Source organism: Chryseobacterium sp. MYb264, assembly GCF_035974275.1.
Lineage (GTDB): Bacteria > Bacteroidota > Bacteroidia > Flavobacteriales > Weeksellaceae > Chryseobacterium.
In genome coordinates, this window is sequence record NZ_CP142422.1 from 5,011,186 (window position 1) to 5,022,961 (window position 11,776).

Here is an 11,776-nt window from a genome sequence, read left to right on the forward strand (position 1 = left end):
TCTTTGTTTTTTTGTGGAAATGAAAATCAATTATGGAATCAATATCGGTTTTTGAGATTATAAAAGTGGGAATAGGCCCGTCTAGTTCGCATACAATGGGACCTTGGAATGCAGCATCTGCATTTATCAGAATTATTAAAAGAGAGAGATCAATAGATGAGGTGAAGGAAGTTTTTCTGGAATTCTTCGGTTCACTTGCCAAAACGGGGATTGGTCATGGAACCGATATTGCCGGAATGCTTGGGTTGAATGGGGAAGACTTTAAGACCATTGATACGACAAAAATTGATGACAAAATAGAACATATTAAAAGTTCTCAGATTCTTAATTTAGGGGGTGAAAAAGAAATTCCATTTATTTACGGGCATCATTTGGTATTGAATATGTCCCGGTCTTTAGATTATCATCCAAACGGAATGATCTTCAAAGCGATTTTTGAAGACGGAACCGAACTTGTTCAGGATTTTTACTCTGTAGGGGGTGGTTTTATTATGAGTCAGGAGAAAAACTCTATAGAAAAGCAGTGTGTTCGTACGATATATCCTTGTCATAAATCTTCGGATATTGTAAAATATTGCCAGAAACTTGGGTTTGATAAAATGTCGGATTTAATTTTAATTAATGAAGAAAGCTGGCGATCTCAGGAGGAGACAAGAGCAGAAGCACTTTACATTTGGCAGCAGATTAAAGAATGTATTTACAAAGGCGTAAACAAAGAAGGTATTCTTCCGGGCGGCTTGAACGTTACGAGAAGAGCAGCCGGAATCAACAGGAAATTATTAGGAGACAAGATCTATAAAAATAAAGATGAATGGTTTCAACAGGTAGTTGATGCTGAAGAAAATTTTACCAATATCAATAAATGGATTGCCTGTTTTGCATTGGCTGTAAATGAAGAAAATGCAAGCTTTGGAAGAATTATCACGGCTCCGACTAACGGTGCGAGTGGTGTAATTCCTGCGGTATTAATGTATTCTCAGGCTTTTACAGATTGCATCAGTGATGATGATATTGTAAGATTCTTACTGGTAGCCGGAGAAATCGGAACCTTATTTAAGAAAAATGCAACTATTTCCGCAGCAATGGGCGGTTGTCAGGCAGAAGTTGGGGTTTCCTCAGCAATGGCGGCGGCTGGTTTAACGGAGATTCTTGGTGGAAGCGTTGGTCAGGTTTTGATGGCGGCAGAAATTGCGATGGAACATCATTTAGGGCTAACTTGTGATCCTATTAAAGGTTTAGTTCAGATTCCTTGTATTGAAAGAAATACGATGGGAGCGATAAAAGCGATTACGGCAGCAAATATCGCCTTGGAAAGTGATCCCGCAAAAGCAAAAGTAACTTTAGATGAAGTGATCCAGACGATGTGGGAAACGGCACTTTCGATGAGCGACCGATTTAAGGAAACCTCAGAAGGCGGTCTCGCAATTGCAGTGAATGTGCCTGAATGTTAATATTGTAGATTTATTATACATGAAAAAATCCTTAGAAATTTCTAAGGATTTTGTTTTATCTATTTTTACTGAACTGAAATAAACTACCCTTTTGATAAAGTTCAAATTCTTGTTTTTCAGGATTGAAGATTATTTTTAATCCGGCAGTATTAAACGTAAAAATATGGTCTTTTACATATTCCAGTGGAAATTCCGGTTGTCCGGTTCCTTGGGCAAAAAGAATCCCGTCTTTTATAAATATTTTTAAGCCTAAAGGAATACTTTTAGAACTATATTCACCTGTATACTTTTGTAAATCTGCTTCTGAAAGTGCTGTTTCGTTGAATTTAGGGTATTCAAAATCTTTATTGTAAAGAATATTAGTAATATAAGTGATGAAATTTTTGCTGCTGACTCTTGGTGCATTTAATGAATAAGAAATAGAAAAATTGTCATCTTTATTCATCAACATAAAAGAATAAGTTCCGTAAGTACCGCCGCTATGTCCTAGATATTTTTTGTTTAAGAAATCAACTTGCATAATGCCTCTGCCAAAATTATCTTCGTTTTTAGGAAGCATTTGTTCAATAGAACTTTTACTCACGAGCTTTCCATTGAAAAAGGCATTGATGATTATGTTCAGATTGTTAGGGTTTGTTGCAATATCGCCAACGCCCACAACATTATTGAAGTCAAAATCTTTCACGAAAGTCCATTTATTAGTGAAAGTAAAGGACTCTGCAACCTGTTTAGGTTTTTCACCGGCTGTATAAAAGTCCTTTAACTGTAAAGGATTAATGATTCTTTCCCTAAGGTTTTCCTGATAAGTTTTTTTAGTAATTTTCTCTAAAATTTTTGTCAGAAGGTAATAGGCGGAATTAGAATATTGTACTTTTTCGCCGGGTTTAAATAAACTTCCCTGTTCTTTAATTTTGTCTAAAATTTGTTTTTCTGTCTTTGGTTCTTGCAGCCATCTTTCATCACCTTGTGGCCCCATAGCATAATCGCCAAGTCCTGAAGTATGATTCAGCATTTGTGAAATAGTGATAATTTGTGCATTGGGAATTTCAGGAAAATACTGAGCTAGCTTGTCATTCAGACTCAGTTGCTTTTTCTCGATCAATTGAAAAAGCATAATGGCAGTCATTGTTTTTGTAATCGAGCCTATTTGTAAAATTTGAGGATTCTGATCTTTTTGAGGAAGATTTTCTTGTCCAAATTTTCTTTGATACACCTCCCTGCCATTTTTAAAAATAGAAATAGCCCCACCTTCATAATTTTTATTTTCTAAGTAATCCAGAAATAGATTTATTTTCTTTACACTTTCATCGAGATTTTGAGAAAATTTATAATTCTCGATGTTAGTATTTTGGCTATCTTCTGAAGTTAGAGCTAAAGGTAATTCTAATCCGTTTTGAGTAAATTTTCCGGAAATTTTTTCATCCTTCAGTGTTCCTTGATATTTTGCATTAAGAGCTTTTATCTCTAAACTAAGATTATTGTTCCCAAAAGTAGTAATGTCTACAGGTATTCCAATCGATTTTTGTAACGGACTGTCTAGAGTAGATTGGTACCCGTCTTTTGCTTTTGTTATATGGAAAATTAAAGGAAGTTTATTTCCCTGAATATTTAATTCGCCTTTCCAAGAACCTGAAATTTCCTGTCCGAAAATAAATTGGAAAATACTAAATAGTAGAAGGAAGGTGAGTTTTGTTTTCATAGTGTAAGAAATATTTAATTAGTGAGTTGGCTGATAATACAAAGGGTGAGAACTACGAAGGCAAAAATTACAATTTGTTTCCAGTTCTTCATGTTGGTAGAGGTCCTAAAACCATTGTAAATAAGTGTTATGCCGTAAGCGATAAGCAGTAAAACAACGAAGCTGAAAATACACATAATAGCCAATGGAAAAGCTGGGAGGTTTTGAGGATCCTTATCAACGATTTCACGAATGGTATTCACACTGGTTTTTACAATTGGCAATTCGCTTAATAAAATAGTAATGATTCCAGGAGTTTGAGAAATAATAACAGTATTGATGATATCAACTATTCTGGTCTTTTTATTGTAAATTTTTCCTAAAATAAGCAATACAATCATTCCTGCAGAATAGCTTATAATACTTTTACCAATGCCTAACAGAGCAGAATCATTTTCTTTAAGATAAGAATAATGGAATATCGCATCCATATACATTCCGAAGAATTGGCATAAGGCTACTGTTACAATAAGGGAGATTAATCCAATGATTAAAAGCTGCCTCTCATTGTATCTTAAAAATGGATTAAAGATCGTTTTCCAAACCATCGTTTTAGTTTTTTAATTGATTGATTTTCTGAATAAGATCATCCATTTTATTACGCATGGTAGGATAGGACAGCTCTGCCTGTTTAGCCATTTCCTTAATGCTTCCACTGGACAGAAAAAAGTTGAGGATAAAATCCTGCTCGTCACGGTTCAGCTTCAAAATGACTGGCAGTTCGTAATCTCCGGAAACTTCAGTGCTGCAATGAGGACATTTCATTTGGCTGACATGTAACGTGTGGTCACAGCTGGGACAAATTATAGGTAGTTTCATTGGTTTTGTTTTTACAAAAGTAATTTAAATTTTAATAAAGTTAAAGTATTTTTTAATAAAATTAAATTTATTTAGTTTTTAAGATGAAAAAAGCTTTCTCACCGGAGAAAGCCTTGTGGTTAAAACTCTTTATTTGTCGAGGATTCCGCGTATCTTATTCGCATTCGAAATCAATTCTCCCAAATATTCAAAATTTTCTTTTTCTAAAGCAGATTTGAATTTTCTTAATTGTGAAATATGCTCATTTAAAACATCCAACACATTTTCTTTATTCTGTTTAAAAATGGGAACCCACATTTCGGGATGAGATTTTGCCAGACGAACCGTGCTTGAAAAACCGGAACTTGCCAACTGGAAAATGGTTTCTTCTTCTCGCTCTTTTTCAAGGACGGTATTCGCCAAAGCGTAAGAGGTAATATGTGAAATATGTGAGATATAAGCGGTGTGCACATCGTGATCGTCGGCATTCATGTAAATTAAATGCATATCAAGACTTTCTACAATTCTTTCTACCAATTCCAAGGCATCTTCTGCTGATTCTTCTTTATTGCAAATGACTCCAGCCTTTCCTGAAAAACTCTCTGAAACTGCAGATTTAGGACCATTATTTTCCGTTCCCCACATCGGATGAAAAGCCACAAATCGAGAACGTTTCGGATGATCTTTTACACCATTTACAATTCCTGCTTTGGTGGAGCCGGCATCCATCACGGTTTGATTTTCGGAAATCAGATCTAAAACATTAGGTAATAATTTCCTTGCAGAATCTACCGGAATTGCTAAAATAATAAGGTCTGAATTCTTTACGCCATATTCCAGATCCACTTTCGCATCAATTATTTTTAATTCTAAAGCTTCGTTCAGATGTTCGTTGCTGTTATCGATCCCGTAAATGAAATCGCTAATGCCTTTTTCTCTTAATTTTAATGCGATCGAGCCGCCGATCAATCCTACACCGATAATACTTATTTTCATCTCTTTAATTTATTAAAACAAAAAACCCCGTCCGTGGACGAGGTTTTAATTTATATACATAAGAATCCTTATCCCAAATTTGAGTTAGAAATTCCGTAATAATATGTTCTGTTGTTTAAAATCACAAAGCGAAGGTATAAAATATTTTTCAATTGAGAATAATTGAGGTCGTAAAATTTAATAAAATAAAAAGGTCAACATTGCTGCTGACCTCTTATACCCAAATAATAGGTATCTATACGATAAACAAATTTATGGATTGCTGATGATCAAAGTTGACGGAATATCAGATAACCAAATGCTTTTCGTGTCAATAAGGCCTTTCCAGCTTTTTTTACTGATCAACATCAGGTCCTGTGAATTCAGAAATTCCTTTTCAATCTTTTTCTCATTATATAAAGTGATATGATTGGGTGCTACCTGCTCTATGCTTCGGATTAATTCTTTCACCTCAATATTGCTTCTAATCTGTCCTGCGACATCCAGAATAATAATTTGAGAATTGTTGTTGTTTATTAATCGTTTAGCATATTCTAATAAATAAAAATCGCTTAAATTGAATATCGGAACAAAAACTTTATCCGCAGATGTAAATTCTTTTTCCACTAAAATTCCCACCGGAATTGTCGCTTTATCCAATACCTGAAGCGTAAGATCGTCAAAAGGAGAGGTGTTGAAAATATTTCCTTTTCCTTTTACGGTATTTAATAATTTTTCAGGATTAATGATTTTTGTAGTAAATCCTAAAAGTCTTCCCAATAAACTTCCTTCATACATTGATTTTCCAAGCATGATTAAAAGAAGGTCATAATTTCCTTTATTGGTAATATTGGTGAGATCATTTTCAACATCGGTTGATGCTTTGAAAAGGGTAGTAACTTCTAACTTCAAATCGTGTGAAGCCTCAATTACATTTTTAAACTGATCTTTTTCAAAATCATTAATATCAAAAGCGTGAAGTTCATCTACCGGAGCAATATTCATTGCGGTGATGCTTTTATTTCCATTCATTTTATGAGTGAAATTATCAGCAAGTTTTAGCAATGTGCTTCCTGATTCCGGAGTTTCAAAAGATAAGAGAACTCTGTATTTAGGATCATTTTCGCCTTCATCAAATTCCTCTTCCAAAGATGATTTTTTTCCTTTAAATAAATAATTGATAAGGTCAAGGCAAGGTCCCGTCATGAAAGTGGTAAACAACGCCATGATCACCAACATCGCGAACAATTCAGGTCCTAAAACTCCAAGATCATAACCGATATTCAGCACGATAAGTTCAGTTAAACCTCTGGTATTCATTAGAGCACCAATCGTGAGACTGTCTTTCCAGTTGATGTTGAGGAATTTTGCCGTTAATGCACTTCCTACGAATTTTCCGATAACAGCTGTTAAGATGATAAACCCACCGATTTTCCAAAGATGCGGATCATTCAATAACCCGATTTGCGTTCTTAAACCTGTAAATACAAAGAATAACGGAAGTAATAAAACTAAAGCTACATCTTCTACTTTTTCTACAAACAGACTTCTGAATTTCACGTTTTCAGGCATAATTGCTCCGGCCATAAATGCTCCGAAAAGTGCGTGAATTCCGATAACTTCTGTGGCGTATGATGAGATAATCAATATCAAAAAGAAAACGGCTACCAACGCTTTGCTGATGAAACCTTTTCCTTTTTGAGATTCTGCAATTCTGTTTAGGAACGGTCTTACCGCTTTGATCATGATGAAAACATACAAAATGGCCATCAAAATCACGAAAACCGAACCTGAGAAAGAACCCGCTTTTACAATCGCGATTACGGCTGCCAAAATACACCACGCGGTAATATCATCAGCGGCGGCGCAGGTAATAACAACGGTTCCTATTTTTGTTTTATGTAAATTTCTTTCCTGAACAATTCTTGCCAATACCGGAAACGCGGTAATACTCATCGCAATGGCTATAAACAAAGCAAATGAACTGAACTGAATTCCATCCGGCGCAAACTCTTTATATAAAAAATAAGAAAGCCCAACCCCCAAAGCAAAAGGAATAATAATACTTGCGTGACTGATAACAACGGCATCGTGTGCTTTTTTTCTTAAAACGCTCAAATCAAGCTCCATTCCGACGATATACATGAAAAGGATCAAACCGATCTGGCTTAAAAACTGTAAATTTCCTAATGATTCTTTCGGAAAGATAAATGCTGAAAGTTCAGGGAAATACAATCCGAAAAGTGATGGTCCTAATACGATACCGGCAATCATTTCACCGATTACGGAAGGTTGTTTCAGTTTAATGCAAATCCATCCGAATAGCTTGGCAACCATAATAATCGTCACGATCTGAGCCAGTAAAAGTGCTAATGGATGATGAAGATTAGTTAAAAATGAATCTGTGAAATTCTCCCACATCGTAGATCCCGTCGCTTTGCTTGGAGGAATATTTTCTCCAATTTCCAGCGTTTTTCCTTCTACGAAAAACCAATACATCAGACATGAAAAAAATGCGATGGTACAGACGTAAAAAATAATATTTTTATATTTCCCCAAATTCATAACTCCTATATTTTAGTGTGCAAATTTCTTTATAATAAATGGTTAATAAGTGTTAATATTCTTAAAATGTAATCAATCCCATGAATAATGTAATGAAACTCTATTTGAAAGAATATCCCAATCCGACTCCTATTTTCCAGGCTCCGTTTTGGGTTGAAGTTTTAGTATTGTAATACACTGGAACCTGAAGTGCAATTTTCTTATAAACTGCGGTTAATCCGGCTCCCAAAGTTGGCATAATCGGGCTGTTTTTCGTGCCTTCAGATTGGTCTTCTTTGATTCTGAGTGAAGGCAGCATTCCTAAAATCAGTTTTAAATCTTTGTTTTTGTAACTTACATTGGGTCCTGTAAAATTGAGGAAAGCCCCATGATCTACATATCCGGCAACTGCGATTCCGTCGAAGAAAGATGCTTTAATTTTAGAATCTGTTTCCTGAGAAAAGCAAAGACCGGATATGAGAATTCCGCCAGCATAGAAAAGTTTTTTCATTGATATAATTATTTAATCAGACGCAAAATTACGTTGACTAAACTGCTTAAAATGGCAGATGTAATGAAAGGTTTAAATTATGCAGTAAAAAGTAAATTATATGAAAAATCTACTTTCCAAACATTTCCATTAATGAATTTTTATAAGCTTCTCCGATTTGTAGCTTTAAAAAATTTTCTCCTTCAGCAGAAATGGTGGTAATAATTTCGTTGGTTGAAAATACTTTAATGGAAGACAGAGCGATAATTTCTTTCTTGTTCACCTGTGCAAAATCTTTTGAAGGAAGCATTTCCAGAAGGCTTTTAAAGCTGAGATTTTTTAAGACAATTGCAGTGCCGTCATTCAGGATAATATCTTTGTCGCGGCTGTCGATCTCAGACGTTTTAATATAAGCGATCTGCTCCGTGAAAATCACGGTTTTGCCAATGTTGGTATTCCACTCGATGAATTCTTTTTTATTTGATTTCTGAAGAAGTTCCGTTGCTTTTTCGAAAGCTTGTGTTAATCTTTCTTTCTTGATCGGCTTTCGTACATAATCCACAACATTAAGGTCAAATGCTTCGGCTGCATATTCTTTATAAGCGGTTGTGAAAATGATTTTTTTAGAACCAGAAATTAATTCTGCTACCTGCAAACCATTCATTCCCGGCATTTCGATATCTAAAATACAAACGTTACAATCAATATTTTCGATTTCGTTTAAAAAAACTTTAGGATCATTGAATGCTTTTACGGCTTCTACATTATCGATTTGCTCGCAAAGAAGTTTTAAATAGCTGATAGCCAGTAATTCATCGTCAAGAATAACGCATTTTATCATAGAATTCTCCTAAATTGATTGTTAATTCTGCTGTGAAGATACCGTTTTTTGAATTTTTATGAAGTGAATAATAGTCGTTGTAGATCATTTTCAGTCGTTGATCCAGCGATTGGCTTCCAAAACCGCTTTTTTCTTTTTCCAGCATATTTTTTAACGAAGCTTTGTTGCTGACTTTCATGGTGAAAATGCCACCTTCAAGCTCCATATGAATAGATATGAATGAATCCTGCGCCAGAAAATCGGTATGTTTAAAAGCGTTTTCGATAAGATCCACCGAAATCAAAGGAGCAAAAACCTTTTCTTCATACACTTCATCGGATTTATTGATTCTTGATTTGATTCTAAAATCAAATAACGGATTTACCTTTATTTTATTAATTTCAATAAGACTTAAAGCAAAATTTAATTCTTCTTTTGGGCTTACAAATTTATTGTTGCTCTCGTATAAAATATAATCTAAAACATTTGCCAGCTTATCCAACGACATATACGTCTGATAGGCATGCGACTGAACAGAATTCAGAATGTTTTTGAATAAATGAGGATTCAGTTTGGTGCCGATATGCTCAAGCTGAACTTCATTCAGGCGTTGTTGAATGATTTTATTCGCTTCAGAAATTTTGGCATTTCTGATTTTTAATTTCTGATTTTGACTGAACAAATAGATACCAATAGTTAAAAAAAAGAAAATAGCAAATACTCCGATGAATATCAGATAATCATGAATCATGTAGTAGTTGCCATCCATTAATTTAAATCAGTTTTTGACTTTTTTCAATTTGGTATTAACGCTGTCATGCTGAGCCTGTCGAAGCATTTCAATAAGCTTTAAAACAAAATTATTTCAATTTTTTCAAAGAATTCAACGTCACATTTTCCTCACACTTCTCAAACGTAATTTCATACGTCGGATTGTTCTCAGGATACATTAAAACATAATCAGGACAAGGTTTTTTCTGAGCGTGGCTTCTGTCGAAATCTACTTTTCCTTTCGTAATAATGCTGTCTTTCAGGAATTTTTCATTCACTTTCAAAGTATTCATTTCTGTTGTGAAGGCTTCAGAATATTTAAAATCTTTAGACAATGTTTCTGCAATAACACGGCTGTTTGGAAGATAACCGCTGCAGCTTGCGCCTTTTTTGTTCAATATAAAAAATACAATAATAAGTCCCGGAATAAGACCAATTGCGTAGAATTTGAGTTTTTTCATTAGAAAATTAAAAGATTGATATCGTGATAAGTAAGTCCGAAACGGTCGCAAATGATTTTTTTCGTGTGTCTGCCTTTGTACATATAAAGGCTTTGTTTCATTTCATTTTTACGAACCAGCATGTTTTCGAAACCGCCTTCTTCGTCGTAATTTAAAATATAAGAAAGGAAGAAATTAGAGATGGCTTTCGTAGTCGTTCTCGGCATTCTTGAAGTAAGATTCGGAAGTCCGCAGTGGATAACGCCATGTTTGATGATGTAAGGATCTTCCATTGTCGTCAGTTCAGACGTTTCGATTACTTTTCCGTTATCGATGGTAATATCTATGATTACGCTGCCTTTTTTCATTTTTGCAACCATCTCTTCGGTTACAATCGGGGTCATATTTAATCTTGGAAGGGCCCCGATCACTACATCGGCTCTTCGAAGGGCTTTGCTTAATTCTTTAGGATCGATAATGGACGTCGGAACTCGGCTGTCTACCAACGTATGAAGCCTTCTTAGTTTTGAAAGTGAATTATCAAAAACTCTTACGCTTGCTCCTAAACCAATGGCTGCTTTTGTGGCAAATTCTCCAACAATTCCTGCGCCTAAAATTACCACTTCTGAAGGTCTTACACCCGTGATTCCACCCAGCATTAAACCATTTGATAATGCTAATAATTCGGAGGCATAAAGAATGGAAACCGTTCCTGCAATTTCACCCACTAACCTTACTAAAGCCAGTTGTTTATATTCATCAACGATAAATTCAAAAGCAATGGCATTTACTTTTTTCTCTGCCAGTTTTAAGAAATAATCCTTATCTCTCAAATTGATCTGAAGTGCTGAAACCAAATACGTGTTCGGCTTCATATAATCAATTTCTTCTTCCGTTGGAGGGTTGACTTTTAAAATGAGATCCTGCCCGAATGCTTCTTTAGGGTCTTTGGTAATTCTCGCTCCGGATTCGGAGTATTGTAAATCTGTAAAAAATGAACCCTGTCCGGCTCCGGATTCGATGATAATTTCGTGGCCGTGTTCTACCAAAACCTGTACGGCATCGGGGGTGATGCATGTTCTTCTCTCGTTCAGGCAGGTTTCTTTAGGAATCCCGATACTGAATTGTTTGCCTTTTTTGATTACATCCAGCTTTTCAGCCTTAGGAATCAGCTCCTCTTCAGTAAAAGGAGTAAAAATATTAGTAGTACTCATCCTTTAAAATTGCATTAAGTTCTTACAGATCGTATTTTTAATCAAATTCAACAGCAAAGATACGTAATATTTAGCCGAAAGTGATTTCTCTGCTTTCTCCGTTATTAATAATGCTCATTTCATGGTAGGGAAGACCGTAGAGTTCTTCTTCGTAAACTTCAGGCCATTCAATAATGCACAGAAAAGCGTTATCCAGATATTCTTCAATTCCGATGTCATACACTTCTTCAATATTTTTTAATCGGTATAAATCGAAGTGATAAATTTTTCCTTTTGGGCTATTGTATTCATTTATAATAGAATAAGTGGGAGAGTTTACTTCATCTTTACTTCCTAGATTTTTAAGTAAAAATTGGGTGAAAGTTGTTTTACCAGCTCCTAAATTTCCTTTTAGCAAAAGAATATTATGTTGTAATTGGGGAATGATACGGTCGACAATTTCCTGCCAGTCTCCGATACTTTTTATGTTGAACTGCATAAGAGTAATTTACTGCAAAAATAATCATATTCCAGTTGAATTAAACATTGAAAAGAA

At 34.9% G+C, this 11,776-nt stretch carries 12 protein-coding genes; 1 reads left to right on the plus strand and 11 read right to left on the minus strand.

Features of this window, described 5'->3' with window-relative positions; genetic code table 11:
* The first annotated feature begins 32 nt into the window (after positions 1-32).
* A complete protein-coding gene (locus VUJ46_RS22015) occupies positions 33-1,451 on the plus strand; it encodes an L-serine ammonia-lyase (RefSeq protein WP_326982798.1) in 1,419 nt (472 codons plus the stop codon).
* 55 nt (positions 1,452-1,506) lie between these two features.
* Here the strand turns inward: VUJ46_RS22015 and VUJ46_RS22020 are convergent, their stop codons facing one another.
* The 11 genes from VUJ46_RS22020 to tsaE form a co-directional block, all read right to left on the minus strand.
* The gene (locus tag VUJ46_RS22020; RefSeq protein WP_326982799.1) at positions 1,507-3,150 is read right to left on the minus strand and encodes a serine hydrolase domain-containing protein; all 1,644 of its coding nucleotides are present in this window, start codon (positions 3,148-3,150) and stop codon (positions 1,507-1,509) included.
* A 14-nt stretch (positions 3,151-3,164) separates the two neighbouring features.
* The gene (locus VUJ46_RS22025; RefSeq protein ID WP_326982800.1) at positions 3,165-3,737 is read right to left on the minus strand and encodes a YIP1 family protein; all 573 of its coding nucleotides are present in this window, start codon (positions 3,735-3,737) and stop codon (positions 3,165-3,167) included.
* 4 nt (positions 3,738-3,741) lie between these two features.
* The gene (locus tag VUJ46_RS22030) at positions 3,742-4,008 is read right to left on the minus strand and encodes a DUF2089 family protein (RefSeq protein WP_326982801.1); all 267 of its coding nucleotides are present in this window, start codon (positions 4,006-4,008) and stop codon (positions 3,742-3,744) included.
* 129 nt (positions 4,009-4,137) lie between these two features.
* A complete protein-coding gene (locus VUJ46_RS22035) occupies positions 4,138-4,983 on the minus strand; it encodes a prephenate dehydrogenase (RefSeq protein ID WP_326982802.1) in 846 nt (281 codons plus the stop codon).
* Positions 4,984-5,235: 252 nt separating this feature from the next.
* A complete protein-coding gene (locus VUJ46_RS22040; RefSeq protein ID WP_326982803.1) occupies positions 5,236-7,527 on the minus strand; it encodes a cation:proton antiporter in 2,292 nt (763 codons plus the stop codon).
* A gap of 100 nt (positions 7,528-7,627) precedes the next feature.
* Positions 7,628-8,017, minus strand: coding sequence for a hypothetical protein (locus VUJ46_RS22045; protein WP_326982804.1), 390 nt, complete (start codon positions 8,015-8,017; stop codon positions 7,628-7,630).
* A gap of 109 nt (positions 8,018-8,126) precedes the next feature.
* Positions 8,127-8,837, minus strand: a complete 711-nt coding sequence (locus VUJ46_RS22050) for a LytR/AlgR family response regulator transcription factor (protein ID WP_326982805.1) — start codon at positions 8,835-8,837, stop codon at positions 8,127-8,129.
* Entirely contained in the window at positions 8,815-9,585 is a 771-nt protein-coding gene (locus VUJ46_RS22055) for a sensor histidine kinase (RefSeq protein ID WP_326982806.1), read from the minus strand. The genes VUJ46_RS22050 and VUJ46_RS22055 overlap by 23 nt, the downstream gene beginning before the upstream one ends.
* 91 nt (positions 9,586-9,676) lie before the next feature.
* Positions 9,677-10,048, minus strand: coding sequence for a hypothetical protein (locus VUJ46_RS22060; RefSeq protein ID WP_326982807.1), 372 nt, complete (start codon positions 10,046-10,048; stop codon positions 9,677-9,679).
* Complete coding sequence (locus tag VUJ46_RS22065; protein WP_326982808.1) at positions 10,048-11,241, minus strand: alanine dehydrogenase; 1,194 nt, start codon at positions 11,239-11,241, stop codon at positions 10,048-10,050. The genes VUJ46_RS22060 and VUJ46_RS22065 overlap by 1 nt, the downstream gene beginning before the upstream one ends.
* 70 nt (positions 11,242-11,311) lie before the next feature.
* Positions 11,312-11,719, minus strand: a complete 408-nt coding sequence (tsaE, locus tag VUJ46_RS22070; RefSeq protein ID WP_326982809.1) for a tRNA (adenosine(37)-N6)-threonylcarbamoyltransferase complex ATPase subunit type 1 TsaE — start codon at positions 11,717-11,719, stop codon at positions 11,312-11,314.
* Between the last annotated feature and the right edge of the window lie 57 nt (positions 11,720-11,776).

Excerpts from the sequence above, each read along its gene's own strand:
- VUJ46_RS22015 (WP_326982798.1), top strand. The coding sequence starts at position 33 with ATGGAATCAATATCGGTTTTTGAGATTATAAAAGTGGGAATAGGCCCG.
- VUJ46_RS22020 (WP_326982799.1), bottom strand. The coding sequence starts at position 3,150 with ATGAAAACAAAACTCACCTTCCTTCTACTATTTAGTATTTTCCAATTT.
- VUJ46_RS22025 (WP_326982800.1), bottom strand. The coding sequence starts at position 3,737 with ATGGTTTGGAAAACGATCTTTAATCCATTTTTAAGATACAATGAGAGG.
- VUJ46_RS22030 (WP_326982801.1), bottom strand. The coding sequence starts at position 4,008 with ATGAAACTACCTATAATTTGTCCCAGCTGTGACCACACGTTACATGTC.
- VUJ46_RS22035 (WP_326982802.1), bottom strand. The coding sequence starts at position 4,983 with ATGAAAATAAGTATTATCGGTGTAGGATTGATCGGCGGCTCGATCGCA.
- VUJ46_RS22040 (WP_326982803.1), bottom strand. The coding sequence starts at position 7,527 with ATGAATTTGGGGAAATATAAAAATATTATTTTTTACGTCTGTACCATC.
- VUJ46_RS22045 (WP_326982804.1), bottom strand. The coding sequence starts at position 8,017 with ATGAAAAAACTTTTCTATGCTGGCGGAATTCTCATATCCGGTCTTTGC.
- VUJ46_RS22050 (WP_326982805.1), bottom strand. The coding sequence starts at position 8,837 with ATGATAAAATGCGTTATTCTTGACGATGAATTACTGGCTATCAGCTAT.
- VUJ46_RS22055 (WP_326982806.1), bottom strand. The coding sequence starts at position 9,585 with ATGGATGGCAACTACTACATGATTCATGATTATCTGATATTCATCGGA.
- VUJ46_RS22060 (WP_326982807.1), bottom strand. The coding sequence starts at position 10,048 with ATGAAAAAACTCAAATTCTACGCAATTGGTCTTATTCCGGGACTTATT.
- VUJ46_RS22065 (WP_326982808.1), bottom strand. The coding sequence starts at position 11,241 with ATGAGTACTACTAATATTTTTACTCCTTTTACTGAAGAGGAGCTGATT.
- tsaE (WP_326982809.1), bottom strand. The coding sequence starts at position 11,719 with ATGCAGTTCAACATAAAAAGTATCGGAGACTGGCAGGAAATTGTCGAC.